This window comes from Actinomadura sp. SCN-SB (assembly GCF_043906805.1).
Lineage (GTDB): Bacteria > Actinomycetota > Actinomycetes > Streptosporangiales > Streptosporangiaceae > Spirillospora.
Genome location: NZ_JBIMPP010000054.1, coordinates 1 through 25,974, shown reverse-complemented (window position 1 = coordinate 25,974; position 25,974 = coordinate 1). Strand labels below are relative to the sequence as shown.

The following is a 25,974-nucleotide window of genomic DNA, read 5'->3' as shown; positions in this document are numbered from 1 at the left end:
TTTATGGTGACCGCCGGTGTGCCCGGCTCGCGAGCAGGGCGACCGGGTCATCGCCCACCCGGGTGAGCACGAGCGTCAACTCGCCGCCGTCCCGGCCCGCCGCGCGGCGGCCGAAGCCCAGGTCGTGCCGCAGCCGGTCGACGTCGACCGCCGAGCCGCGCTTCTTGATCGTGAGCGAGCCGGGACGGCGCCGGCGCAGCTCGGCGCGCAGCCGCTTGACCGAGAACGGCAGCGCGTCCTCGATCTCGTACGCGGCGGCGAACGGGGTCGGCACCAGCGTCCCGGAGGTGATGTAGGCGATCCGCGGGTCGGCCAGCCATCCGCCGACCCGCGCCGCCACCTCGGCCACCAGCCCGGCGCGGATCACGGCTCCGTCCGGCTCGTACAGGTATCGGCCCCAGTCCCCGACCGGCGGCTCACCCAGGCCCTCCTCCGGGGCCAGCGTCGTGATCTCCCCGCCCGCGCCCTCTCCGTCCCCCGGGATGAGGGTGGCGCGGCGGCGTGCCGAGGCGGGCCCGGCCAGGTCGCCGAGCCAGAGCGCCGCCTCCTTGACCTCGCCGCCCACCGAGATCCATTCGGCCTCCACGGCCGGGTCGGCGTCCCAGATGGCCTCGTGCGGGATGCCCGGCGCCGCCTTGACGCAGGCGGCGGGGGCCTGCCGCGCCAAGGCGAGCACCGCGTCCAGGGGTGGTTCGTACGAGCGGGGGTCGAAGACGCGGCCCCGCGCGGTGCGCCGTCCAGGGTCGGCGAACACCGCCGCGTACCCGGCGGGGTCCTGCGCGAGCGCGTCGCCCACCCGTACGGAGGCCAGGCCGTCCAGCCCCAGCGCGGCCAGGTTGGCGCGGGCGACCTCGGCGGTCAGAGGGTCCCGCTCGACGCCCTCACCGGGGCGGCCGGCGCGCGCCCGCGCGATCAGGTCCGCGCCGATGCCGCAGCCCAGGTCGAGCACCGTCCCCTCGCTGCCGAGGACGTCGGCGAAGCGGCGGGCGCGGTAGGCCGCGACGCTGGCACGGGTGGACTGCTCCAGCCCGGCATGCGTGAAGTACATGACATCGGCGTCCGGCCCGAACTTGGCGCGGGCCCTGCGCCGCAGCCGCGCCTGCGTGAGCGCTGCCTGCACCAATTCAGGCGGGTGCCGCTCGCGCAGCCGCGTGGCGGTGGCCAGGAGGCCGCTCTCGCTCAGGTCCGATCGCATGGCCGCCGCCAGCGCCTCCCGGCCCTCGGGAGCCCGCAGGTCACCGAACGCCTGGAGGTCCATAGAGTGGACGTTAACGGGCGGCGGGGACGTTCGCTCACGGCGTCTCCCGTACGGCCGTGTTCATGTTGACTGGCCACCGGGCACGGAATAGTCTCCATGCTGGCACTCTCGATGTGAGAGTGCCAACACAGCGACAAGGTCGGTCTGGCACCCGCGACGACAGGCCGGTCCGGGGTCGCCTCTTCTGTCACAGTTGCCGGTCGGCCAGCCTTGGCCGGCCGAGGATCAATCGAAGGGGAGGTCAGATCGTGACGACCGCCACCAAGGTTGCTCTCAAGCCGCTCGAGGACCGCATCGTCGTCCAGCCGCTTGAGGCCGAGACCACCACCGCGTCGGGCCTGGTCATTCCCGACACCGCCAAGGAGAAGCCGCAGGAGGGCACCGTCCTCGCCGTGGGCCCTGGCCGGGTCGACGACAAGGGTGAGCGGGTGCCGCTCGACGTGAACGTCGGCGACGTTGTGCTCTACAGCAAGTACGGCGGCACCGAGGTCAAGTACAACAACGAGGAGTACCTCGTCCTCTCGGCCCGCGACGTCCTCGCGATCGTCGAGAAGTAAGCACGCAGCACGTGATGCACCGCCCCGGACCGGCCCGCTGCTAGCAGGGGCGGCCGGGGCGGATCGCGTTGCCCGCCTGGCGCGCGTCCGGCCGCCGCGGCCCTCATCGGGCAGGCGTGCCGTACGTGCCGCCGTACATGGAGTGGAGTTTCCCGCATGGCGAAGATCCTGGAGTTCGATGAGGACGCTCGCCGGGCTCTTGAGCGCGGCGTCAACGCTCTCGCGGACGCCGTCAAGGTGACGATCGGCCCGCGCGGCCGCAACGTCGTCATCGACAAGAAGTTCGGCGCGCCGACGATCACCAACGACGGCGTGACCATCGCCCGCGAGGTGGAGCTTGAGGACCCCTACGAGAACCTGGGGGCCCAGCTCGCCAAGGAAGTGGCGACCAAGACCAACGACATCGCCGGTGACGGCACCACCACGGCCACCGTGCTGGCGCAGGCGCTGGTCCGCGAGGGCCTGCGCAACGTGGCCGCCGGCGCCTCGCCGCTGGCCCTCAAGCGCGGCATCGACCAGGCCGCGCAGCACGTGTCCGACCAGCTGCTGAAGTCGGCCAAGGAGGTCGACGAGCGCGAGTCGATCGCGCACGTGGCCACCATCTCCGCGCAGGACGCCCAGATCGGCGACCTGATCGCGGAGGCGTTCGACAAGGTCGGCAAGGACGGCGTCATCACCGTCGAGGAGGCCCACACCTTCGGCCTTGAGCTGGAGTTCACCGAGGGCCTGCAGTTCGACAAGGGCTACCTGTCGCCGCACATGGTCACCGACCCCGAGCGCATGGAGGCCGTCCTGGAGGACGCCTACGTGCTCATCGTGGACGGCAAGATCTCCAACGTCCAGGAGTTCCTGCCGCTGGCCGAGAAGGTCGCGCAGACCAAGAAGCCGCTGCTGGTGGTGGCCGAGGACGTCGAGGGCGAGGCGCTGGCGCTGCTGGTCGCCAACAAGATCCGCGGCACGTTCGTTTCGGTCGCGGTCAAGGCGCCCGGCTTCGGCGACCGCCGCAAGGCGATGCTCGGCGACATGGCCACCCTGACCGGCGGCCAGGTGATCAGCGAGTCCATCGGCCTCAAGCTGGACTCGATCGGCCTGGAGGAGCTGGGCCGGGCCCGCCGGATCACGGTCACCAAGGACGCCACCACCATCGTGGACGGCGCCGGCGCGGCCGACGAGATCCAGGCCCGGGTCAACCAGATCAAGGTCGAGATCGAGAACAGCGACTCCGACTGGGACCGCGAGAAGCTGCAGGAGCGGCTGGCCAAGCTGGCCGGCGGCGTCTGCGTGCTGCGCGTCGGCGCGGCCACCGAGGTGGAGCTGAAGGAGAAGAAGCACCGCCTGGAGGACGCGATCTCGGCGACCCGCGCGGCCATCGAGGAGGGCATCGTGTCCGGCGGCGGCAGCGCGCTGGTGCACGTGGCGAGCGGCGGCTTCGACGCCCTCGGGCTCTCGGGCGACGAGGCCACCGGTGCCGAGGCGGTCCGCCGCGCGCTGGTCGAGCCGCTGCGCTGGATCTCCGAGAACGCCGGCCAGGAGGGCTACGTCGTGGTCTCCAAGGTCCGCGAGCTGGACCAGGGGCACGGCTACAACGCCGCCACCGGCGAGTACGGCGACCTGATCGCGCAGGGCGTCATCGACCCGGTGAAGGTGACCCGCAGCGCGGTCACCAACGCCGCCTCGATCGCCGGCATGCTGCTCACCACCGAGGCGCTGGTGGTCGACAAGCCGGAGGAAGAGGAGCCCGCCGCGGGCGGCGGCCACGGCCACGGGCACGGTCACTGACCGGAGCCCGCTGACGGCCGTATGACGGCCCGCAGGACGGCCATAGGGGAATCCCCGCCGGGTTTCCGGCGGGGATTTTCCTTTTGTCCGGTTTGTAGGTATTTCGTGGATTACTTGCGGTTCTTTATTGTCCAGGTTGTTTGTTGACGTTTGTTGTGCCGCGAGGGGGATGGCTCGCACACATCGGGGTCGCCCGAACGCGATGCGTGACAATCCCGTCCCCGCCCTGACACTGTGACCATTCCGTTGCCGTTCACAGTGGAGACAGGCCCGACCGCGCTGGGCATCATGCTCAACGTGACCGAGGGATGCTTCGCCGGGACCACGACCGCGCGCGCTGCCGACCCCTCGGAGGGGACGGCCCCTCCAACCCCCCGCGATGCCGGCCGCGGGGTGCGGGCGCTGCGCATAGCGAAAGCGGTCCAAGCGAGTGCCGACGAAGGAGACCTCAAGGAACTCACCTCTCTCGCCGTCGAGGGTGACCCGAGTGCCATCGAGGTGCTGATCGGGCACGTCCGCCCCATGGTCGTCCGCTACTGCAGGGCCCGGCTCGGCCGGGTCTCCGGGCAGTACCACATCGCCGACGACGTGGCACAGGAGGTCTGCATCGCGGTCCTGTCCGCGCTGCCGCGCTACCGCGACATGGGACGCCCGTTCGCCTCCTTCGTGTTCGGCATCGCCGCGCACAAGATCGCGGACGCGCTGCGCAGCGCGGTCCGCGCCGCCGTCCCCACCGAGGACCTCCCGGACGGCCCGGACGACCGGCCCGGACCGGAGGAGACCGTCGTCCGCTACATCGAGGCGCAGCGCGCCCGTGACCTGCTCACGCGCCTGCCCGAGCACCAGCGCGAGCTGGTGCTGCTGCGCGTGGTGGCGGGCCTGTCCGCCGAGGAGACCGGTAACGTCCTGGGCATGTCCGCGGGAGCGGTGCGGGTGGCGCAGCACCGGGCGCTGGCCCGGCTCCGGGCGATGGCCAGAGAGGAGTCGATCGCTTGACGGAACGGAGCCAGGGCGCCCCGGATCCGGACAAGTCGGTTATCGAGCGCCCCCTGCCTTCGGGCTCCGGCGCCGTCATCCCGATCACCGGACGCGCGGCCCCCGAACCGCCGCCGGAGCCGGTGCCGCTGACGGGCGACACGTACGCGGTCCGCCGCACCGACGCCCTCATCGATGCCCTCGGAGGCCGCCGCCCGGCCGGCGACGACCCCGGTCTCGGCCTGGCCCATGACCCGGCGGTCAACCTGCTGAAGGCCCTGCTCAAGGATGTCAGCGAGCCGTCCGTGGCCGCTTCTCCGGACCAGGGGGCGGACGGGCCCGACCGGGCGGGGCCGCCGCGAGGCCCGCGCCGCCGCGGGTCCCGCACGATCGTGGCGCTCGGCGTGGCCGGTGCCGTCCTGGCCACCACCGGTGTCGCCGCTGCCGGTCCGGGGGAGGCGCCCCCGCAACAGGACGCCGCGGGGCCTGTCGAGGACATCTCCAAGCCCTCCACGCCCCCTGCGACCGCGCCTACGGAAACCGGGACGACGGTCCTCGCGGGACCCCCGGCCCCCGTGCGGCGCCCGCCCGAGCCCGAACGCGACCGCCCGAGCGAGGACACGAAGTCCAGGGAACGCAAGGACGGGCGGCGCGGAGGTCCGCTGGCGCGCGGCCCGTTCAGGCGAGACGGCTTCCCCTACCACTCGACACGGGCGGACCGCACGGGCCGGAGCGACGCCTCGTTCCCGGACGGCAGACCGTCCCGCATAGGGGAGCCCCTGACCCGCAAGGGATGGCGCGTGAGGCTCGACGTCCCCGACCCCTGGCGGGACCGCTGACCGGCGGCGAGTGAGTGCGCCCCGCCGGAAACTAGGATTCCCTGCCTTCTTCGCTGTCGATGACGCCGTCCACGTAGCCGCGGGCGTACTCCCAGCTGACGTAGTCGACCGGGTCGGGGGACAGGGCCGGTTCGTGGACCCTGGGAAGGCCCTGGTCGAGCAGGTGGCGCAGGTTGCCGTGGAGCAGGTCCCAGTCGATGTAGTGCGGCTTGCCGCAGTCGCCGCAGTCGACGGTCAGCCCGCGCACGCCGAGCGGCTCCAGCAGGGCCCGGAAGACCTCCAGGTCGGCGAGGTCGGCCAGCACGTCCTCCCGCTCCGCCACGCTGAGCGGAGCGGCATCCTCGCCCGGGTCGCCGAGTGAGGCGGCCGGGTCCTCCGGGTCGCCGGCGAACGGGTCGAGCGGCGCGTCGTCGTGCACCCCTCCACGCTACTGCGGCCGCCCCCGTCCGGTGCACCCCCCGCGTCCATCCGCGTGTGATCGGCCACGTCCGCTCGTCAGTCTGTCCTGACGGTCACAACGGAAGTTTGACGCGCTTTTGACGGGAATGCAGGTATGGAACCGGGCGTTCTGGGATGTCACCAACACCACTCGCCGCGGCGCCCGAAGCTCCGACGGGGGGCGGGCACAGGTCCTACCATGGGACTCACGCCGCCATGACCTGCGAGATCAGGGTCGGTCGCCGCCCACCGGCACCACCAGGGGAAGGGTAGTCATGAATCCCGCAGCCGAGCCCGCCGCCCTCATCCCCGAGGGCCTGACCTTCGACGACGTGCTGCTGCTCCCGGGCTACTCGGATCTCCAGCCGGGCGAGGCCGACACCACCACCCGGCTCACCCGCGAGGTGACCCTGCGGATCCCGCTGGTGTCGGCGGCGATGGACACCGTCACCGAGTCCCGCACCGCGATCGCGATGGCCCGCCAGGGCGGGATCGGGGTGCTGCACCGCAACATGTCCGTCGAGGAGCAGGCCGCCGAGGCCGACCGGGTCAAGCGGTCCGAGGCCGGGATGGTCACCAACCCGGTGACCTGCCTGCCGGACGCGACCCTCGCCGACGTCGAGGAGCTGTGCGCCCGCTACCGGATCTCCGGCGTCCCGGTCACCGACGTGCGCGGCGTGCTGGTCGGCATCGTCACCAACCGCGACATGCGCTTCGAGACCGACCTGTCGCGGCCGGTGCGCGAGGTCATGACCCCGATGCCGCTGATCACCGCCCCGATGGACGTGAGCCGTCAGGACGCGTTCGCGCTGCTGTCCCGGCACAAGGTCGAGAAACTGCCGCTGGTGGACGGCGACGGGCGGCTGCGCGGGTTGATCACCGTCAAGGACTTCACCAAGAGCGAGCAGTATCCGGCCTCCACCAAGGACGCCGACGGCCGGCTGCTGGTCGCGGCGGCCGTGGGCGTGGGCGAGGACGCCGTGCGCCGCGCCAAGGCCCTGGTCGAGGCGGGCACCGACGTGATCGTGGTGGACACCGCCCACGGCCACTCCAAGGGCGTCGCCGACACCGTCGCCGCGGTCAAGGCCGGCTGCGGGGTCCAGGTGGTCGGCGGCAACGTCGCCACCTACGCGGGCGCCAAGTTGCTGGCCGAGGCCGGGGCGGACGCCATCAAGGTCGGGGTGGGCCCCGGCTCCATCTGCACCACGCGGGTCGTGGCGGGCGTGGGCGTGCCGCAGATCACCGCGATCGCCGAGGCCGCGCGGGCGGCCAAGGAGGCGGGCATCCCGGTGATCGGGGACGGCGGCCTCCAGTACTCCGGCGACATCGCCAAGGCCATCGTGGCCGGTGCCGACACCGTGATGCTGGGCAGCCTGCTGGCGGGCGTGGAGGAGTCGCCCGGTGAGCTGATCTTCGTCCATGGCAAGCAGTACAAGTCGTACCGGGGCATGGGCTCGCTCGGCGCGATGCGCAACCGCGAGCGCGGCGGCTCCTACTCCAAGGACCGCTACGCGCAGGCCGAGGTCGCCAGCGAGGAGAAGCTGATCCCCGAGGGCGTGGAGGGGCAGGTGCCCTACCGTGGCCCGCTGGCCAACGTCGCCCACCAGCTCGTCGGCGGCCTGCACCAGTCGATGTGGTACGCGGGCACCCGCACCATCCCCGAGCTCCAGGAGCGCGGCCAGCTCATGCGGATCACCTCCGCCGGGCTCAAGGAGAGCCACCCGCACGACATCCAGATGACCGTGGAAGCCCCTAATTACCAGGGACGCAACCACTGACCGTAGCATCGTCCCCATGGCTGCTGAGGTGGAGATCGGCCGGGGGAAGAGCGGGCGCCGGGCGTACGCGTTCGACGAGATAGGGATCGTGCCGTCGCGCCGTACCCGCGACCCGGAGGAGGTCAGCGTCGCCTGGCAGATCGACGCCTACCGGTTCGAGATGCCGCTGGTCGTGGCGCCGATGGACAGCGTGGTCAGCCCGGCCATCGCGATCCGGGTGGGACGGCTCGGCGGGCTGGCGGTGCTCGACCTGGAGGGTCTGTGGACCCGGTACGAGGACCCCGAGCCGCTGCTGGCCGAGATCGCCTCGCTGGACGATCTCCGCGCCACCCGCAGGCTCCAGGAGATCTACGCCGAGCCGATCAAGGAGGAGCTGATCGGCCGCAGGATCGAGGAGATCAGGGACGCCGGGGTGACCGTGGCCGCCCGGCTGTCGCCGCAGCGCACCGCCCAGTTCCACAAGGCCGTGATCGACGCGGGCGTGGACCTGTTCGTGATCCGCGGCACCACCGTGTCGGCCGAGCACGTGTCGGGACGGGCCGAGCCGCTCAACCTCAAGCAGTTCATCTACGACCTGGACGTGCCGGTGATCGTCGGCGGCTGCTCGACGTACACCGCGGCGCTGCACCTGATGCGGACGGGCGCGGCCGGGGTGCTGGTCGGGTTCGGCGGCGGCTCCGGGCACACCACCCGCACCGTGCTGGGCGTGGCGGTGCCCATGGCCACGGCGGTGGCGGACGTGGCGGCGGCGCGGCGCGACTACCTCGACGAGTCCGGCGGCCGGTACGTGCACGTGATCGCCGACGGCGGGATGACCAACAGCGGCGACATCGCCAAGGCGTTCGCCTGCGGTAGCGACGCGGTGATGGTGGGCTCGCCGTTCGCGCGGTCCAACGAGGCGCCGGGACGCGGCTACCACTGGGGGAGTGAGGCGCACCACGGCGACGTCCCGCGCGGGACCCGGATCGACCTGGGCACGATCGGCAGCCTGGAGCAGATCCTGTACGGGCCCTCGCATGTGGCCGACGGCTCCATGAACCTGATCGGCGCGTTGCGGCGGGCCATGGCGACGTCCGGCTACACCGAGCTGAAGGAGTTCCAGCGGGTCCAGGTGGTGGTGGCGCCGCAGGCCCACTGATCGCCGCGGTTCCCCGATCGCCTCGGCACGCCGCGACACGCCGTGGACTGTGGGCTTTCTTACCCTTCCCCCCGTGCTGTACGGGGGACGAATTGGGTCTTCACGGGTGGACCGGTACCTACCGTGGGGTAGGTACACCACACAGTAGGTACCGGTCCGCGCATGAGCACAGCAGCATGAGCACAGGGGGAATCGCGATGTCGGGATCACCGGTGACCGGCTTGGGCAGCTCACGCCTGGGACCGGCGGAGCGGGCGAGCGCGTTCGAGGACATGGCCCGTGAGGAGTTCGACGTCGTCGTGGTCGGGGCGGGCATCGTCGGCGCCGGCGCCGCGCTGGACGCCGCCACCCGTGGCCTCTCGGTCGCCGTGGTGGAGGCGCGCGACTTCGGCTCGGGGACGTCCTCGCGTTCCTCCAAGCTCATTCATGGCGGGCTGCGCTATCTGGAGCAGTACAACTTCGACCTGGTGCGGGAGGCGCTGACCGAGCGGGCGGTCCTGCTGCGGCTGGCGCCCCACCTGGTCAAGCCGGTGTCGTTCCTGTTGCCCACCACCCACCGGGTGTGGGAGCGGTTCTACTTCGGCGCCGGGGTCGCCCTGTACGACGCGCTCTCGCTCAGCATGGGCACCTCGCGGGGCGTGCCGACCCACCGGCACCTGACCCGCCGGGGCGCGCTGAAGCTGGCGCCCTCGCTGCGCAAGGACGCCTTCGTCGGGGCCATCCAGTACTGGGACGCGCAGGTCGACGACGCCCGGTACGTGATGACGGTGCTGCGCACGGCCGCGGAGTTCGGGGCGCGCATCGTGTCCAGGACGCAGGCGGTCGGGTTCCTGCGCGAGGGGGAGCGGGTCACCGGCGTGAAGATCCGCGACCTGGAGGGCGGCAGCGAGATGGAGGTGCGCGCCAAGCAGGTCGTGAACGCCACCGGTGTGTGGACCGACGACATCCAGGAGCTGGTGGGTGGGCGCGGGCAGATCCACGTCCGGGCGTCCAAGGGCGTCCACCTGGTCGTGCCCAAGGACCGGATCCACTCCTCGACCGGGATCATCCTGCGCACCGAGAAGTCGGTGCTGTTCGTGATCCCCTGGGGACGGCACTGGATCATCGGCACCACCGACACCGCCTGGGACCTGGACAAGGCGCATCCGGCGGCGTCCCGCGCCGACATCGACTACGTCCTGGACCACGTGAACGCGGTGCTGACCACGCCGCTGACGCACGACGACGTCGAGGGCGTGTACGCGGGGCTGCGCCCGCTGCTGGTCGGGGAGACCGAGGAGACCTCGCAGCTGTCGCGCGAGCACGTCGTGGCGCATCCCGTCCCCGGCCTGGTGCTGATCGCGGGCGGCAAGTTCACCACCTACCGGGTGATGGCCAAGGACGCCATCGACGCGGTCGCGCACGGCCTGGACGACAAGGTCCCCGAATCGTGCACGCACACCATCGCGCTGATGGGGGGCGAGGGGTTCCAGGCGATGTGGAACGCCAGGCACCGGCTGGCGGCCGCGTCGGGGCTGCACGTGGCGCGGGTGGAGCACCTGCTGGGCCGGTACGGGACGCTGGCGAACGACCTGCTGGAGCTGATCCGCGAGCAGCCCGACCTGGGCAAGCCGCTGACCGGCGCCGACGACTACCTGCGCGCGGAGATCGTGTACGCGGCCACGCACGAGGGCGCCCGGCACCTCAACGACGCGCTGGCCCGCCGTACCCGGATCTCGTTCGAGACCTGGGACCGCGGTGTCGGGGTGGCGCAGGAGGCGGCCGACCTGATGGCGCCGGTGCTCGGCTGGTCCAAGAAGCAGCGCGACCAGGAGATCGAGTACTACGGCAAGCGGGTCGAGGCCGAGCGCGCCTCGCAGAACCAGGAGGGCGACCAGGAGGCCGACGCCCGCCGCCGCGGCGCGCCCGACATCGTCCCGACGACCATGCCGTGAGGCCCTTCTAGGCGAGGGCCTTGCCGAGGAGGAGGCGCATCCCCTGGCCGTACAGCTCGGCCGGCACCCGTTCCGGGTCCAGCAGGTGCTGCATGGCCAGGCCGAAGTCGAGCGCTCCCGCCAGGGCGGCGCGGTCCCGCGCGGGGATGTCATCCACCTCGTTGAGGCACTCGGCGAGGTTGGCGCGGCGTTCGGCGTACCACTCGGCGATCCGCCTGCCCGCCGCGTGGTCGCGCATGCCGTACAGCCAGAACTCCACCAGCAGCAGGAACATCAGCCGTGCGTTCTCGTCGGCGATCCGGCAGGCGTACGCCCGCCCGGCGCGCTCGAACCGCTCCTCCTGCGGCTCGTGGCCGCCGCCGGACTCGATCTCACCCGAGCCGCCGGTCTCACCCGCGGGAATCGCGGCGAGCAGCTCGGCACCGCCCTCGGCGCCGATCCCGGCGTCCGTCCAGCGTTCGAGCAGGGCCAGCAGCAGGTCGGTCTTGCCGGTGAAGTTGGAGTAGACCGCCCCTTTGGTCAGCCCCGCGTCCGCCGCGATGTCGTCCAGCGAGGCGCCGTGGATGCCGCGTTCGGCCCACAGCCGCTGGGCCGCGGTGAACAAAGCCGCCCTGGTGTTCTCGCGGCGCTCCCTGCGCGCCCCGCCTCTGCCCTTGGGCCGTCCGGGCGCTGCGCCGTCACGGGGGGCGCCGCCGCCCTGGTTCCCGCTGCCGCCGTGCTCCGGGTGCGCGCCCCTCTTCCGGGCGTCGATCATGAAGCCACCTTTCTCGCGCCACGACCCGCCCGGGGCGGGCGCGCGGCAGCAAGCGCCCGGGACCGGACGGCGTCCAGCGCCGCAGTCGTTCCTTTCCGGGATACACCGGCAGGGCGGGCCAGGGTGGCGACTTGGCGAAATCGGGCGTGACCCCTATCGCCGGAAGCGCCAGATTACTTACCAGTAGTAGGGTGCTGGCATGGCATCCCCCACCGTTCCCGCGGAAGGCGCGACGCACCGGCTTCCCGAGCCCCTGATCGACCGGCTGACGTCCCGGATCGTCGCGGGCGGCGGTCACCCGGCCGCCATCCCGGCGCCGTTCACCGGCGAGACGCTGGCCATGATCCCGCTGTCCACGGCCGACGACGTGCGCCGGGCCCACGAGCGCGCGCGGCGGGCGCAGCGCGCCTGGGCGCGGCTGCCGGTGGGCGAGCGGGTCAAGCCGTTCCTGCGGCTGCCGGAGGCGCTGGTCGCCCGGCGCGACGAGATCCTGGACGTCATCCAGCTCGAAACCGGCAAGGCCCGGCGGCACGCGCTGGAGGAGTTCCTCGACGTGGCGCTGTGCTCGCTGTACTACGCGCGCAACGCCCGCTCGCTGCTGCGCCCGAAGCGCCGCCGGGGCATGCTGCCCGGCCTCACCCGCGTCCAGGAACTGCGGCACCCCAAGGGCGTCGTCGCCCTGATCGCGCCGTGGAACTACCCGTTCGCGCTGGGCGCCTCCGACATCGCGCCCGCGCTGATGGCCGGCAACGCGGTGATCCACAAGCCGGACACCCAGACCTGCCTGTCCAGCCTCTGGGTGCTGGACCTGCTGATCTCGCTCGGGCTGCCGCGCGACCTGTGGCAGATCGTGGTGGGCGAGCCGGCCGAGATCGGCGACCCGCTGATCGAGGAGGCGGACTACGTCTCGTTCACCGGGTCCACGCGGGGCGGCAAGGCCATAGCGGAGAAGCTGGCGCCGCGCCTCGTCGGCTACTCGCTGGAGCTGGGCGGCAAGAACCCGATGATCGTCCTGGACGACGCCGATGTCGAGCGCACCGCCCACGGCGCGCTGCGCGCCTGCTTCACCAACGCGGGCCAGCTGTGCATCTCCGTCGAGCGGATGTACGTGCACGAGGCCGTCTACGACCGGTTCGTGCCGCGCTTCGCCGAGCTGACCCGCGACATGCGGCTCGGCTCCGAGCTGGACTTCTCCGTGGAGATGGGCTCGCTGACCTATCCGCGCCAACTTGAGGCGGTCACCCGGCACGTCGACCAGGCCGTCAAGGAGGGCGCCACGGTGCTCGCGGGCGGCAAGGCCCGCCCCGACCTCGGCCCGCTGTTCTACGAGCCGACCATCCTCACGGGCGTCACCGGCGCCATGGACCTGTGCGCGAACGAGACCTTCGGCCCCGTCGTGGCCGTCTACAAGGTGGCGGACGAGGAGGAGGCCATCGAGCGCGCCAACGACAGCGACTACGGCCTCAACGCCTCGGTGTGGACGAGGGACACCGCGCGCGGACGCAGGGTCGCCGCCCGCATCCAGGCCGGGACGGTCAACGTCAACGACGGGTTCGGCGCCGCGTACGCCTCCTACGACGCGCCCATGGGAGGCATGAAGCAGTCCGGCGTCGGGCGGCGGCACGGCGCGGAGGGGCTGCTGAAGTTCACCGAGCCGCAGACGATCGCCAGCCAGCACCTGGCCGATCTGGAACCGCCGGGGTCGCTGTCGTACGAGGCGTTCGCCGACCTCATGACCTCCGGCATCAAGGCCATGAAGCGGCTGCGGATCAAGTAGGCGGGGGGCCGTGATGGGACACGACTTCGACGTGCTCGTCATCGGGTCCGGATTCGGCGGCAGCGTCTCCGCGCTGCGGCTGACCGAGAAGGGCTACCGGGTCGGGGTGATCGAGGCCGGCCGCCGCTACGACACCGCGGGGACGGACGCCTCCCCGAGGCATCCCGGCCTCCCGAAGACGAGCTGGAGGATCTCCCGGTACCTGTGGGCGCCCGCGCTCGGCCTCACCGGCATCCAGCGCATCCACCTGATCCGCGGCGCCAGGGCCAGCCGGGTGCTGGTGCTGGCGGGGGCGGGTGTCGGCGGCGGCTCGCTCAACTACGCCAACACCCTGTACGTGCCGCCCGAGCCGTTCTTCCGCGACCGGCAGTGGGCGCACATCACCGACTGGCGGGACGAGCTGGCCCCGTACTACGACCAGGCGCGGCGGATGCTCGGCGTCGTCCAGAACCCCACGATGACCCCCGCCGACGAGGCCGTCAGGAAGGTCGCCGAGCGGATGGGCAAGGGCGGCACCTTCGTCCGCACCCCGGTCGGGGTGCATTTCGGCGAGGGGCCGGGCGTGGAGAGCGGCGACCCGTACTTCGGCGGGGCCGGGCCGCGGCGGCGCGGCTGCATCGAATGCGGCGAGTGCATGGTGGGCTGCCGCCACGGCGCCAAGAACATGCTCACCGAGAACTACCTCTACCTCGCCGAACGGGCGGGCGCCAGGATCATGCCGCTGAGCCGGGTGACGTCGGTGCGGCCCCTGAGGCCCTCCGCGGACGGACGCACCGGGTACGAGGTGGAGATCGTGCGGACGGGCTCGTTCGGGCGCAACCGCAAGACCTTCACCGCCGGGCAGGTGGTCTTCGCGGCCGGGACGTACGGGACGCAGAAACTGCTGCACAAGCTGAAGCGGACCGGGCTGCTGCCGCACCTGTCGGACCGGCTCGGCGCCCTGACCCGCACCAACTCCGAGGCGATCCTGGGCGCGGGGCGCCGCAACGGCCGTCCGGGCCTGGACTTCTCCCAGGGCGTGGCGATCACCTCGTCGTTCCATCCGGCGCCCGACACCCATATCGAGCCCGTCCGGTACGGCAAGGGCTCCAACCTGATGGGCCTGTTGCAGACCCTGCTGGTGGACGGGGACAGGCCGGGGGAGCGGCACCGGCACCGCCTCCTGAAGTTCCTCCGTGAGGCGGCGCGCCGTCCCCAGGACATCGTCCAGCTGCTGGACATCCGCGGATGGTCCGAGCGCACCCTGATCGCGCTGGTCATGCAGAACCGCGACAACTCCATCACCTTGAGGCCCAAGAAGGGGCCGTTCGGCTGGGACGTGCGCGCCACCCGTGGCCACGGAGAGCCCAACCCGACCTGGATCCCCGAAGGGCACGAGGCGGTGCGGCTGCTCGCCGAGGAGACCGGCGGCCTGCCCGGCGGGTCCTGGGCCGACCTGTTCGACGTGCCGATGACCGCGCATTTCCTGGGCGGCTGCGTCATCGGCGACTCCCCGGAGACCGGCGTCATCGATCCGTACCACCGCGTGTACGGGCATCCCGGGCTGCACATCGTGGACGGGTCGGCGGTGTCGGCCAACCTGGGCGTCAACCCGTCCCTCACCATCACCGCGCAGGCCGAGCGGGCGATGGCGTTCTGGCCCAACAAGGGAGGCGAGGACCCGCGTCCGGAACCGGGCGCCGCCTACCGGCGGATCCAACCGGTGGCCCCGAAGAACCCTGCCGTTCCCGGCGCCGCCCCGGCGGCCCTGCGCCTTCCTGTCGTGCGTACCGTGACCTCATGAACGCCGCCGAGGAGGCCACCCGGATCGTCGACGAACTGCGCGCGCTGGGCGGGGCGGAGCGCGCGGAGTACGAGAAGCGCTATCTGAAGAGCGACTTCACGCATTTCGGTGTGCCCATGCCCGCGATCCGGAAGGTCGCCGTGGCCGCGGTGCGCGGGCCTCGGACGCGGGAGGACGTGCTGGCGCTGGCGGAGTCGCTCTGGTCGGTCACCGAGAACGGCCGTCCCCTGCACGAGGCCCGGATGGCGTCCATCGAGATCCTGGCCCGTGAAGTGGACCTCTTGGAACCCGGTGAGGTGGCGGTGGCCGAGCGGATGATCCGCGACTCGGCGAGCTGGGCCTATGTGGACGGTCTCGCGGAGAAGGTCGTCGGCGCTCTGGTCCGCCGTTTCCCGGAGCCGGCGGAGGTTCTGGACCGCTGGGTGGCCGACCCGTACCCCTGGATCCGGCGCACGGCGCTGCTCGCCCTGCTCCCCGGCATCCGCGCCGGGAACCCCGATCTGGACCGCCTCAGCCGCTACGGCGACGCCCTCATAGAGGAGACCGGCTTTTTCATCCGCAAGGCCCTTGGCTGGGTCTTGCGGGAACTGTCGAAGAAGGACCCGTCCTGGGTGCGGGCATGGGTGGAGCCGCGAGTCGCACGGATCTCCGGCGTGACCCTACGCGAGGCCGTGCGTCACCTGCCCGCGGACGACGCGGCGCGGCTCAAGGCCGCATACGAGAAGGCCCGTCAGGCGCGATAGGCCGCCCAGGTCCGGTGCATGCGGGCGCCCTGGCCGCTGGTGAACTGGTTCATGCAGGTGTCGAAGCCGTAGTCCATGAAGTTGTGGATCGGGTCTTTGCCCGGAGCTGGGCAGGTGTCCTTGCTCACGGGGCAGCCGTTGGTGGCCTCGCGCTCCTGCGGGGTGTCGGCGACGTAGTCCCCGGGCTCGGTGCAGCCGCCCTGGAAGGTGTGGTACAGCCCCAGCCAGTGGCCGATCTCGTGGGTCGCGGTGTGCCCGAGGTTGAAGCTGGGGATCGACCCGCCGGGAAGGCTCTGCGGGTGGACGACGACCCCGTCCATCTGGGGATCGGCCCGGTACCGCCACGGGAAGGTGGACCACCCGAGCACATCCAGGCCCATGTCGGCGCTGTAGAGGTTGAGCGTGCCCGCGCCGCCCCTGCGGAGCCGGGTCTTGTACGCCCGCTCGTGCCGCAGCGGGTCGCGGTACCAGGCGCGGTTGTTGCTGCGGGTGATGGCGCGCAGCGAGAAGACGAACCCGGTCCTGGCGCCGGGGCCCGAGCCGCCGTGCGCCCTGTTCAGCACGTCGATCTGCCGCCGGATCCTGGCCTCGGACACGTTCCCCGTGGGGCCGTCGTGCAGGACGTGGAAGTACACCGGCACCCTGACCGTGGCGTGGGGCTTCACCGTGCCGGAGCCGGGCTGGGCCCCCGGTGGCTGAGCCTGCACGGGGTCGCCGCCGGGCTGCTGGAACAGCCCCAGCGAGCCGACCAGTTGGCTGAGCTCCTTCTCGACCGTGGCGGCCTCGATCGGGGACACGTCGTTACGATCGCGGGTCATATCGCCCCCGGGACGGGGACGGAGCCGGGCCGCGGTGGCGGTGTCCGGCACGCAGTCCTCCGACGCGTGCGCGTGACCCCTGTGCGCCGGGTGGGCGGCGCCGGGACCGTGCCGGACCGGGGTCTGCGGGACGGGGGCGGCCGAGGATACGGCGGGGACGGCGGGCACCAGCGCGGCGATCAGCGTGGTGGCGAGGAAGGGCTTCACGGCACTCCCGGAGGAAGACGCATCGAAGACGGTTGGCGAGAAGACGGACAACGCGACGGACGGCGCGGCCGACCGTGGACAGTAGATCACTCAACGTAGTCGATTGATATCAAGGAGCGACCGTTCGACGCCCGCCGCTTGACGAGAACCGGACCGTCCGTTACCGAGTGGATACCGTCGGCGAATATCGCCTGGAGGCGGGCGGCGGCGCGGCGCCCACCGGCCCATAGACTGGGATCTCCACCGATCCCGGTCTCGCGAAAGGCACTTCCTGGTGGCTGCCGACCAGTCCAACGACCGTTCTCCGGGCGAAGCCCAGGAGGTCTCGGGGCCCGACCCCGCCCACGACTTCGACACCGTTCTCGTCGTCGACTTCGGGGCGCAGTACGCGCAGCTGATCGCCCGGCGGGTGCGCGAGTGCCAGGTGTACAGCGAGATCGTTCCGTCCACGATGCCGGCGGCGGAGATGCTGGCCAGGCGGCCGAAGGCGATCATCCTGTCCGGCGGCCCCGCCTCGGTGTACGAGGAGGGCGCGCCGGTCGCCCCGGATGGCCTGTTCGAGCTGGGCGTCCCCACGTTCGGGATCTGCTACGGCCACCAGGTGATGGCGCAGGCCCTGGGCGGGACGGTGGAGAACTCCGACGTCGCCGAGTACGGCGGCGCCACGGTGGCGGTCACCGACCCCGGCACGCTGTTCGCGGGGCTGCCGGGCGAGCAGGCGGTGTGGATGTCGCACCGCGACTTCGTGAGCCGGGCCCCGGACGGGTTCACGGTCACCGCCAGTACCGACGTCACCCCCGTGGCGGGCATGGAGGACCCGGCCCGCGGCCTCTACGGCGTCCAGTTCCACCCCGAGGTGCTGCACACTGAGCACGGCATGGAGATCCTGCGCCGCTTCCTGTACGAGGCGGCGGGGTGCCGCCCCTCCTGGACGATGGTCAACATCGCCGAGGAGTCGATCGAGGCGGTGCGCGCGCGGGTCGGCGGCAAGCGCGCGATCTGCGCCCTGTCCGGCGGCGTGGACTCGGCGGTCGCGGCCGCGCTGGTGCAGCGGGCCATCGGCGACAGGCTGACCTGCGTCTTCGTCGACCACGGCCTGCTGCGCAAGGGGGAGGCCGAGCAGGTCGAGAAGGACTTCGTCGCCGCGACCGGCGTCAACCTGTACGTGGTGGACGCCCAGGAGCGTTTCCTGGCCGCGCTGGAGGGCGTGTCCGACCCCGAGACCAAGCGCAAGATCATCGGCCGGGAGTTCATCCGGGTGTTCGAGGAGGCGGCCCGCGCCATCGTCCGCGAACACAGCGGGGGGCCGGGAGGGTCGTCCCCCGCGAACGACGCGGGCGCCGAGCCGGTCGAGTTCCTCGTCCAGGGGACGCTCTACCCGGACGTCGTGGAGTCGGGCGGCGGCACCGGCGCCGCCAACATCAAGTCGCACCACAACGTCGGCGGCCTGCCCGACGACCTGCGGTTCACGCTCGTCGAGCCGCTGCGCGCCCTGTTCAAGGACGAGGTGCGGGCGCTGGGCGAGCAGCTCGGCCTGCCCGCGGAGATCGTCTGGCGGCAGCCGTTCCCCGGCCCGGGGCTGGGCATCCGGGTCATCGGCGAGGTCACCAGGGAACGCCTGGAGATCCTGCGGGAGGCCGACGCGATCGCCCGCGAGGAGCTGACCCGGGCCGGCCTGGACCGCGACGTCTGGCAGTTCCCCGTGGTGCTGCTGGCCGACGTCCGCTCGGTCGGGGTGCAGGGCGATGGCCGCACCTACGGCCACCCCGTCGTGCTGCGCCCCGTGACCAGCGAGGACGCGATGACCGCCGACTGGGCGCGGCTGCCCTACGAGGTGCTGCAGAGGATCTCCACCCGGATCACCAACGAGGTCCGGGAGATCAACCGGGTGGTGGTGGACATCACCAGCAAGCCCCCCGGCACCATCGAGTGGGAATGAGGGAGACCCTTTCCCAAGACGAGTCAAGCCTGATGCGGGTCAAGTCTCCATCAGGCAACGGTCGGGTCGTCGCGATCCTCCCGGCGCCCGCGCCGCCGGGTCAGCATGCTGGCCCGCATGGCCTCGTACTCCCTGGACGATGTCCGCGCCGTCTGCAAGCGACGCGACGCCTGGTGGACCGTGCTGCTGGTCGATCCGCTGGCCGTCCGGCTGACCCGGTGGCTCGCCGCGCGGGATCGCGTCACCCCTGACCGGATCACCGTGGCCGCGTTCGCTCTGGGCATCGGCGCGGCGTGCTGCTTTCTGCGGGGGACGCCCAGCTGGCTGATCGCCGGCGCGCTGCTCTACCATGCCGGGTTCGTCCTGGACTGCTGTGACGGGAAGATCGCCAGGCTGAAGGGGACGGGCTCCCCGTTCGGCGCCTGGCTGGACTTCATGCTCGACCGTGTCCGCGACGCCGCCTGCGCGGTCGCGCTCGCCTACGGCCTGTACGGGACGACGGGCGACACCGCCTATCTCGGGATGGGCTGCGCGATCCTCGCCCTGGACATGGTCCGGTACGTCAACGGCCCGCAGATCCATAAGGCGCGCCGGAAGATGCGCAGCCGCATGCGGGCCGCCGGGCTGGACGCGAAGGTGTCGGCGATCGAGATGCGGCCCCCCGGGTTCAGGCTCAAGGGGCTGGACATGCCCGCCCTCTACATGCGGCTGCGCGCGGCCCTGCTGCGCCGGCGGATCCGCATGCACCTGGTGAGCGGCATCGAGTTCCAGATGGCCGCGTTCGTCGTCGGCCCCCTCACCGGGCTGGTGCTGCCCGTCGTCGCCGTCGCGGGCGCGCTGATGGTCGTCTTCGAGCTGGCCCTGGTCATCCGGTTCTGCCAGGCGTCGCGCGGGTACGTGGCGCCGCCGCCCGAACCCGTCGAGCCCGGGTCCTCCCGTTCCGGGCGTACCGCGGTCACGACGGGTGTGTAGGGCAGGCGGCGTCCTCCGACAGGGCGCCCCGCGACCGGGCGCCCTAGAACCAGGGCCGGTGGGCGCGGGCGAACAAGGTCACGCCCGGCCACGACTTCACCGGCAGGTGGCGCTCCACGAACGTGATCAGCCGCAGCGCCTCGTTGGTCACCGGGCGGAGCTGCGTCATGTCCTCGCGGTGCCGGGCGCGGTGACGGCGCATCCGGACCAGCGGGCGCAGCAGCACGTTCCAGTTCCACAGCCGTTCCACCACCAGGCCCGCGCCCTCCAGCAGGTCGACCAGGTCGAGGCGGGAGTAGCGGCGGACCCGGCCGAGCGCGACGTCATGCGCCGACCACAGCGCCATGTCGCAGGGGACGGCGATCAGCGCGGTGCCGCCGGGCCGCAGCACCCGGGCGATCTCGGCGGCGGCGTCGCGGTCCTCCTCGATGTGCTCCAGGACGTTGAACGCCAGCGCCAGGTCCTGCCCGCGGGACGGCAGCGGCAGGTAGCGCGCGTCACCGTGGTACGCCTCGATCCCCTGGGAGAGGCACAGGTCGACGGCGGTGGTGGAACTGTCGACCGCGATGGCCTCCCAGCCGTGCTCCCGCAGCACCCGGGTGTTGCCGCCGCCCGCCGCGCCGATGTCGACGGCCGTGCCCGGCATCGCCATGCGGCGCAGCTCCCGGGCGAGGATGCCGCGGCGCTCGCGGTACCACCAGTTGTCATCCTCGAGTTCGACGATCCGCTGAATCTCGATGGTGTCCACGCACCCAGCGGACGGCATGGCGCCGCCGCGCCGCCACCCGCGCGCCGGTACAGACCCAATCGTTGACCGTGCTTTTCCCCAGGTTTTCGGTTGGGCTCAGGACCCGCGGCGCCGCCGTACCAGGAAGCGGACGACCAGCACCAGCGCCAGCACGGCGGCCAGCGCGGGCACGGCGCGCTTGGCCACCGACGGGCCCGCGACCTCCAGCAGGTCGATCGCGTCGTCCGGGCCGCCGCTCCGCCTGATGGGGGTGACGACCGGGTCGTCCGACGACGTCGACTCGGCGGCGCTCGCCTGGCGCTGCCGCGGCACCTTGGGCGTGTCCTCCGCCGTGGCCGTCTCCGGCTCGCTCTTCTCCGGCGCTGCCTGTTCCGGCGCTGCCTGTTCCGGCGCTGGCTCGGACTCCAGCCGGGCCGCCAGCTCGGTCGCGAACCGCGTGATCAGCTTGGCGCCGACCTCCGAGAGGATGTTGCGCCCGAACTGGGCGGGGCGGCCGGTCACGTCCAGCTTGGTGCGGACGGTCACACGGGTCGAGCCGCCCTCGTCCTCACCGGAAGCCGTTTCCTCCGCGGGGACGGGGTGCAGTCGCGACACCACGGTCGCCGACGCGGTGCCCGACCCCCGCGCCTCCTTGGCCGCGGCCTCCAGCGTGATCGTGCGGGACGACTCGTCCGCCGAGGTGATGCGGGCGGTGCCTCGGTAGGTGATGGTCATCGCGCCGACCTTCACCCTCATCCGGCCCGAGTACTCCTCGCCGTCGACCGAGTCCAGCGTCGCGCCCGGCATGCAGGACGCCACCCGTTCCACGTCGAGCAGCACCGACCAAGCCTGATCCACCGGTACCGGAACGGTGAATTCGTGGTCGAGCTCCATGTTTTCGGTCCTTCTCATCCGGGGGGCCTGTCCGTGACCTTACGACCCGGCGTCGTCGCGCCGCCAGGCGCCCCCCTGGGGCGGAACGCCTGACGCTCCGGCGTTCCGCCCCTGGCGGGACCGTCAGACCGCGGCCGCCGCGGTCAGCGCCCGCGCCGTCAGCACCGTGGCCAGATGCCGCCGGTACTCGGCCGAGCCGTGCAGGTCGGTCGGGGGCGAGGTGCCCTCGGCCGCCTTGCCGCCCGCGGCGCGGAACGCGTCCTCCGACACCGAACGGCCCGCGATGAACTCCTCGACCGCGGTCGCCCGCACCGGCGCCGGGCCCATGTTGGTCAGCGCCACGCGGGCCTCCTCGATCGCCCCGCTCTGCCGGCGGACCGCGGCGGCGACGCCCACCACCGCCCACGCCTGCGCGGTGCGGTTGAACTTCTCGTAGTGGACGCCCCAGCCGGCGCCGAGCTTGGGGACGCGCACGCCCACCAGCAGCTCGTCCGGTTCCATCGCCGAGGTCATCCAGTCCACGAAGAAGTCCTTCGCGGGGATCTCCCGTTCGCCGCGCACCGAGCGGACCAGGAACACCGCGTCCAGCGCCACCGCCACGGCGGGCAGGTCGCCCGCGGGGTCGGCGTGCGCCAGCGACCCGCCGAACGTGCCGCGGTGCCGCACCGCCGGATCCGCCACCGTCGCCGTGGCCTTGACGATCAGCGGCGCGTGCTCGTTCACCAGCGGATCGCCCATCACCTGGTAGTGGGTGGCCATCGCGCCGATCACCAGCGCGTCGCCGTCGTCCCTGATCTCCCTGAGCGCGTCCACCCGGTCCAGGTCGATCAGCGCGTCCGGGTAGGCGAGCCGCAGCCGCAGCAACGGCATCAGGCTCTGCCCCCCGGCCAGCACCTTGGCGTCCTCGCCCGCCTCGGCCAGCGCGGACACCGCCTCGTCGAGCGAGCCGGGACGGACGTAGTCGAACGTCGCGGGGATCACTGCGCACCTCCAGCCTGCTCGGTCGCCTCGCGCAACGCCCGCCAGACCCGTTCCGGCGAGCACGGCATCGGGACGTCGTCGACGCCGTACGGGCGCAGCGCGTCCACGATCGCGTTGACCACGGCCGGGGTGGACGCGATCGTGCCGGCCTCGCCGACGCCCTTCACCCCGAGCGGGTTGGACGTGGCCGGGGTCTCGGTGCGGTCGAGCGTGAAGTCGGGCAGGTCGGCCGCCGAGGGCAGCAGGTAGTCGGCCATCGTGGTCGTCTGCAGGTTGCCGTCGGCGTCGTACACCGCCTCCTCGTACAGGGCCTGCGCGATGCCCTGCGCGAGACCGCCGTGCACCTGCCCCTCCACGATCAGCGGGTTGATCACCTTGCCGATGTCGTCCACCGCCACGTACGAGCGGATCCTCACCATGCCGGTCTCGGTGTCCACCTCGGCCGCGCACAGATGGGTGCCGTGCGGGAACGAGAAGTTCTCCGGGTCGAACGTGGCGTCGGCGTCCAGCGAGGGCTCCACGCCGTCCGGCAGGTCGTGCGCCGCGAACGCGGCCGTCGCGACCTCCTGGAGGGTGCGGCCCTCCTCCGACACGCCGCGCACGCTGAACCGGCCGCCGGTGAACTCCAGGTCCTGCTCGGACGCCTCCATCAGGTGCGCCGCCACCTTGCGGGCCTTCTCGATCACCTTGTCGCAGGCGCTGTAGAGCGCGACGCCGCCGACCGCCAGCGAACGGGACCCGTAGGTGTCCATGCCCTTCGGCGCCACCGCCGTGTCACCGTGCAGGACGCGGACGTCCTCGAACGGCACCCCGAGCCGGTCCGCGGTGATCTGCGCCCACGCCGTCGCGTGCCCCTGGCCGTGCGGGGACGACCCCGTGACCACCTCGACCACGCCCGACGGCAGGACCCGCACCGCGGCGTGCTCCCAGCCGCCCGCGCCGTACGACAGCGACCCCAGCACCCGGGACGGGGCCAGCCCGCACATCTCCGTGTACGTGGACACGCCGATGCCGAGCTGCACCGGGTCGCGGCGCTCCCGCCGGTCGGCCTGCTCGGCGCGGAGCTTGTCGTACTCGAACAGGGCCAGCGCCCGGTCCGTGGCCGCCTCGTAGTTCCCCGAGTCGTAGGTCAGCCCCGCGATGGTCTCGTACGGGAACTCCTCGTGCTTGATCCAGTTGCGGCGCCGCACCTCGATCGGGTCCAGGTCGAGCTCGGCGGCCAGCTCGTCCATCATCCGTTCCAGCGCGAAGGTGGCCTCCGGCCGTCCCGCGCCCCGGTACGCGTCGGTGGGCGTCTTCGTGGTGAAGATCCCCCGGCACGTGAACGAATAGGCGTCCATCTTGTAGATGCCGTTGTACATGAACGCGCCCAGGATCGGGATGCCCGGCGTGACCAGCATCAGGTACGCGCCCATGTCGGCCAGCAGGTCCACCTTGAGCCCGCGGATCCGGCCGTCCCGCTCCGCCGCGAGCGTGATCTTCTGGATCTGGTCGCGGCCGTGGTGGACGGTCAGGTTGCCCTCGCTGCGCGACTCCGTCCACTTGACCGGGCGGCCCAGCCTGCGGGCCAGCAGCAGGAGCAGCACCTCCTCGGCGGTCACCTGCAGCTTGGAGCCGAAGCCGCCGCCGACGTCCGGGGCGACGACCCGGATCTGGTGCTCGGGGATCTGCGTGACGACCGACAGCATCAGCCGCAGCACGTGCGGGATCTGCGTGGCCGAGTACAGGGTGTAGCCGTCGCCGTCCGGCACGGCCAGCACGGCGCGCGGCTCCATCGCCGACGGGATCAGCCGCTGCTGCACGTACCGGCGCTCCAGCACCACCGGCGCGTCCCGCATCGCCGCGTCCATGTCGCCGTTCTCGAACACCCACGTGTAGCTCTCGTTGGTGCCGAGCGACTCGTGGACCAGCCCGTCCGCCTGCTCGACCGCCCGTTCCATGTCGACGACGGCCGGCAGCGGCTCGTAGTCCACGTCGATCTCTTCGAGGGCGTCGACGGCGGTGTAGCGGTCCCGGGCCACCACGATCGCCACCGGCTCCCCGACGAACCGCACCTCGTCCACCGCCAGCGGCGGATGGTCGGGGATCTTGATGTCCTCGGTGACCGGCCACGCGCACGGCAGCGAGCCCTGCTCCTCGGCCAGGTCGGCGCCGGTGAGCACCGCCACCACCCCGGGACGGCCACGCGCCTGCTCCACGTCCACGCCGGAGATCCGCGCGTGCGCGTGCGGGCTGCGCAGGAACGCCACGTGCAGCGTGCCCTGCGGCTGGATGTTGTCGGTCCACCGGGTCCGCCCGGTGATCAGGCGGGCGTCCTCGGAGCGCCGCCGCGGGGTGCCGACCTCGCCGGCCGGGGCCTCGTTCGTCGCGGTCATGTCCTCACCTCCCGCTCTCCGCCGGTGCCGTCGCCGTCGCCGCCTGCCCGTCGGCGCCCGCCCGCATCTCGGCCGCCGCGGACCGCACGGCGCGGACGATGTTCTGGTAGCCGGTGCACCGGCACAGGTTGCCCTCAAGCCCTTCCCTGATCTCCTCGTCGGAGGGGTCGGCGTTGTCCCGCAGCAGGTCGATCGACGCCATGATCATGCCGGGGGTGCAGTAGCCGCACTGCAGCGCGTGCTCCTGGTGGAACGCCTTCTGCATGGGATGGTCGCCGGCGCCGGTGCCCAGCCCCTCGACGGTGGTGATCTGCCTTCCGTCCGCCTGGACGGCGAGCACGGAGCAGCTCTTCACGCTCAGCCCGTCCATCAGGACGGTGCAGGCGCCGCAGTTGGTGGTGTCACAGCCGACCGGGGTTCCGCCCTTGCCCAGCCGGTCACGCAGGTAGTGGACGAGCAGGAGACGCGGTTCGACGTCGTCCTCATAGGTCACGCCGTCGACCTCGACCTTGATCTGAGCCATTCGTTCTCCCAGGGGTGTCTCGGGGTGGGGCTGGCAGGGAGAGACGTCCCTGGGGGCGGTGCGCGCTGGGGTGCGCGCCGGTCGGGCCACGGCACCGGGGCCTCCTCCGAGGGGGAGGGCGAGCGAACGACGCTACGAACCTATTCCGTGGTTGAAGCGTGTACTAGTCCCTGGTGTGTCCTATTTCACGCTGACCGCAACTGACCAATGCAGTGACCCGGGATGGACGGTGGGTGAAACGTGACGAACGGTCGGTGAACCGCACCGAACGGCACCGTCCGTCCCGCCGGACGGGCGGCCGCCTTCGGCCGACCGGCCTCTGGGAAGCCGACCGGCCTTGGGACGACGACCGGCCAGAGAAGCCCGCCGGCGGGTGCAGGGAACGGGTGGTGGACGCACACCGCCGGCGGGCGGGCAGGGAGGCTCGGTGGCCGCTCAGTGCACGCGCAGCAGCACCGGCCAGGTCTGCGGGCCGACGATCCCGTCGACCTCGACCCGTCCCCATGCCTGGACGGCTCGGACGGCCTTCTCGACCGTGGTGTCGAAGGGCCCGTCCACCGTCTCGACCTCCGGGTGGGAGCGGGCCATCAGGAGGGCCCGCAGCGTCTGGACGTGTTCGCCCTCGTCGCCCTTGCGGAGCATGGGGAGCTTCTTCACCAGGTCCTCCGTCCGGTCGATGAGCCGTGCCGCCGGGGCCACGGGGCCTTCCCGGGGTTCCGGGGATCTCCGGCGGCCTTGCCGTCCTTGCTGGAGTCGTCTTCGCGGAGTCGTTCGAAGTGGCCCGG

Annotated in this window: 22 protein-coding genes; 12 read left to right on the top strand and 10 right to left on the bottom strand. The window is 72.1% G+C overall.

Going from position 1 to position 25,974, the window contains the following annotated elements; all coding sequences use genetic code 11:
* Position 1: 1 nt before the first annotated feature.
* Positions 2–1,258 (bottom strand): SAM-dependent methyltransferase, encoded by a 1,257-nt coding sequence (locus tag ACGWYJ_RS28340; protein ID WP_395109451.1) that lies wholly within the window; start codon positions 1,256–1,258, stop codon positions 2–4.
* Positions 1,259–1,503: 245 nt separating this feature from the next.
* Here ACGWYJ_RS28340 and groES point away from each other — a divergent pair, with 245 nt between their 5' ends.
* The 4 genes from groES (at position 1,504) to ACGWYJ_RS28320 (ending at position 5,408) form a co-directional block, all read left to right on the top strand.
* Positions 1,504–1,815, top strand: coding sequence for a co-chaperone GroES (gene groES / locus ACGWYJ_RS28335; RefSeq protein WP_285694705.1), 312 nt, complete (start codon positions 1,504–1,506; stop codon positions 1,813–1,815).
* Positions 1,816–1,971: 156 nt separating this feature from the next.
* Positions 1,972–3,594 carry a chaperonin GroEL gene (gene groL / locus ACGWYJ_RS28330; RefSeq protein ID WP_395109449.1) on the top strand — a complete coding sequence of 541 codons (1,623 nt, stop codon included), beginning with the start codon at positions 1,972–1,974 and terminating at the stop codon, positions 3,592–3,594.
* 288 nt (positions 3,595–3,882) lie between these two features.
* Positions 3,883–4,590 (top strand): sigma-70 family RNA polymerase sigma factor, encoded by a 708-nt coding sequence (locus ACGWYJ_RS28325; protein WP_395109485.1) that lies wholly within the window; start codon positions 3,883–3,885, stop codon positions 4,588–4,590.
* On the top strand, positions 4,587–5,408 hold the full coding sequence (locus ACGWYJ_RS28320; RefSeq protein WP_395109448.1) for a hypothetical protein: 822 nt from the start codon (positions 4,587–4,589) through the stop codon (positions 5,406–5,408). Before ACGWYJ_RS28325 ends, ACGWYJ_RS28320 begins: the two co-directional genes overlap by 4 nt.
* Before the next feature lie 31 nt (positions 5,409–5,439).
* Here ACGWYJ_RS28320 and ACGWYJ_RS28315 read toward each other — a convergent pair whose 3' ends face one another.
* On the bottom strand, positions 5,440–5,826 hold the full coding sequence (locus ACGWYJ_RS28315; protein ID WP_395109447.1) for a DUF5319 domain-containing protein: 387 nt from the start codon (positions 5,824–5,826) through the stop codon (positions 5,440–5,442).
* Between the two features lie 295 nt (positions 5,827–6,121).
* Between ACGWYJ_RS28315 and guaB the strand changes: the two genes are divergently transcribed.
* The 3 genes from guaB to glpD all read left to right on the top strand — a co-directional run bounded on the left by guaB (position 6,122) and on the right by glpD (position 10,696).
* Positions 6,122–7,624, top strand: a complete 1,503-nt coding sequence (guaB, locus tag ACGWYJ_RS28310; protein ID WP_395109446.1) for an IMP dehydrogenase — start codon at positions 6,122–6,124, stop codon at positions 7,622–7,624.
* A 28-nt stretch (positions 7,625–7,652) separates the two neighbouring features.
* Positions 7,653–8,762 (top strand): GuaB3 family IMP dehydrogenase-related protein, encoded by a 1,110-nt coding sequence (locus tag ACGWYJ_RS28305; protein WP_395109484.1) that lies wholly within the window; start codon positions 7,653–7,655, stop codon positions 8,760–8,762.
* 176 nt (positions 8,763–8,938) lie between these two features.
* Positions 8,939–10,696 (top strand): glycerol-3-phosphate dehydrogenase, encoded by a 1,758-nt coding sequence (glpD, locus tag ACGWYJ_RS28300; protein ID WP_395109445.1) that lies wholly within the window; start codon positions 8,939–8,941, stop codon positions 10,694–10,696.
* A gap of 7 nt (positions 10,697–10,703) precedes the next feature.
* Here the strand turns inward: glpD and ACGWYJ_RS28295 are convergent, their stop codons facing one another.
* On the bottom strand, positions 10,704–11,450 hold the full coding sequence (locus tag ACGWYJ_RS28295) for a TetR/AcrR family transcriptional regulator (RefSeq protein WP_395109444.1): 747 nt from the start codon (positions 11,448–11,450) through the stop codon (positions 10,704–10,706).
* Between the two features lie 199 nt (positions 11,451–11,649).
* On the opposite strand from ACGWYJ_RS28295, the gene ACGWYJ_RS28290 reads away from it, so the two are divergent.
* The 3 genes from ACGWYJ_RS28290 to ACGWYJ_RS28280 are packed head-to-tail and all read left to right on the top strand — an operon-like array spanning position 11,650 to position 15,753.
* On the top strand, positions 11,650–13,227 hold the full coding sequence (locus ACGWYJ_RS28290; protein ID WP_395109443.1) for a succinic semialdehyde dehydrogenase: 1,578 nt from the start codon (positions 11,650–11,652) through the stop codon (positions 13,225–13,227).
* A gap of 13 nt (positions 13,228–13,240) precedes the next feature.
* Positions 13,241–15,010 (top strand): FAD-dependent oxidoreductase, encoded by a 1,770-nt coding sequence (locus tag ACGWYJ_RS28285; protein WP_395109442.1) that lies wholly within the window; start codon positions 13,241–13,243, stop codon positions 15,008–15,010.
* Complete coding sequence (locus ACGWYJ_RS28280; protein WP_395109441.1) at positions 15,007–15,753, top strand: DNA alkylation repair protein; 747 nt, start codon at positions 15,007–15,009, stop codon at positions 15,751–15,753. The genes ACGWYJ_RS28285 and ACGWYJ_RS28280 overlap by 4 nt, the downstream gene beginning before the upstream one ends.
* Here the strand turns inward: ACGWYJ_RS28280 and ACGWYJ_RS28275 are convergent.
* Positions 15,741–16,778, bottom strand: a complete 1,038-nt coding sequence (locus ACGWYJ_RS28275; RefSeq protein ID WP_395109440.1) for a M43 family zinc metalloprotease — start codon at positions 16,776–16,778, stop codon at positions 15,741–15,743. The two genes, ACGWYJ_RS28280 and ACGWYJ_RS28275, sit on opposite strands and share 13 nt — an antisense overlap.
* Positions 16,779–17,052: 274 nt before the next feature.
* Between ACGWYJ_RS28275 and guaA the strand changes: the two genes are divergently transcribed.
* Both guaA and ACGWYJ_RS28265 read left to right on the top strand, forming a co-directional pair.
* Positions 17,053–18,717 carry a glutamine-hydrolyzing GMP synthase gene (gene guaA / locus ACGWYJ_RS28270; RefSeq protein WP_395109439.1) on the top strand — a complete coding sequence of 555 codons (1,665 nt, stop codon included), beginning with the start codon at positions 17,053–17,055 and terminating at the stop codon, positions 18,715–18,717.
* 117 nt (positions 18,718–18,834) lie between these two features.
* Positions 18,835–19,689 carry a CDP-alcohol phosphatidyltransferase family protein gene (locus ACGWYJ_RS28265; protein WP_395109438.1) on the top strand — a complete coding sequence of 285 codons (855 nt, stop codon included), beginning with the start codon at positions 18,835–18,837 and terminating at the stop codon, positions 19,687–19,689.
* Positions 19,690–19,732: 43 nt separating this feature from the next.
* On the opposite strand, the gene ACGWYJ_RS28260 is transcribed toward ACGWYJ_RS28265, so the two are convergent.
* From ACGWYJ_RS28260 to ACGWYJ_RS28235, 6 genes are all read right to left on the bottom strand, one after another.
* Positions 19,733–20,437 carry a class I SAM-dependent methyltransferase gene (locus ACGWYJ_RS28260; protein ID WP_395109437.1) on the bottom strand — a complete coding sequence of 235 codons (705 nt, stop codon included), beginning with the start codon at positions 20,435–20,437 and terminating at the stop codon, positions 19,733–19,735.
* A 96-nt stretch (positions 20,438–20,533) separates the two neighbouring features.
* Positions 20,534–21,310, bottom strand: coding sequence for an SRPBCC family protein (locus ACGWYJ_RS28255; RefSeq protein WP_395109436.1), 777 nt, complete (start codon positions 21,308–21,310; stop codon positions 20,534–20,536).
* A gap of 123 nt (positions 21,311–21,433) precedes the next feature.
* Positions 21,434–22,291, bottom strand: coding sequence for an FAD binding domain-containing protein (locus ACGWYJ_RS28250; protein ID WP_395109435.1), 858 nt, complete (start codon positions 22,289–22,291; stop codon positions 21,434–21,436).
* Positions 22,288–24,666: a xanthine dehydrogenase family protein molybdopterin-binding subunit gene (locus ACGWYJ_RS28245; RefSeq protein WP_395109434.1), complete on the bottom strand. Its 2,379-nt coding sequence runs from the start codon at positions 24,664–24,666 to the stop codon at positions 22,288–22,290. The genes ACGWYJ_RS28250 and ACGWYJ_RS28245 overlap by 4 nt, the downstream gene beginning before the upstream one ends.
* Positions 24,667–24,670: 4 nt before the next feature.
* A complete protein-coding gene (locus ACGWYJ_RS28240) occupies positions 24,671–25,189 on the bottom strand; it encodes a (2Fe-2S)-binding protein (RefSeq protein ID WP_395109433.1) in 519 nt (172 codons plus the stop codon).
* 435 nt (positions 25,190–25,624) lie between these two features.
* Positions 25,625–25,888, bottom strand: coding sequence for a peptidoglycan-binding protein (locus tag ACGWYJ_RS28235; RefSeq protein WP_395109432.1), 264 nt, complete (start codon positions 25,886–25,888; stop codon positions 25,625–25,627).
* Positions 25,889–25,974: the final 86 nt, after the last annotated feature.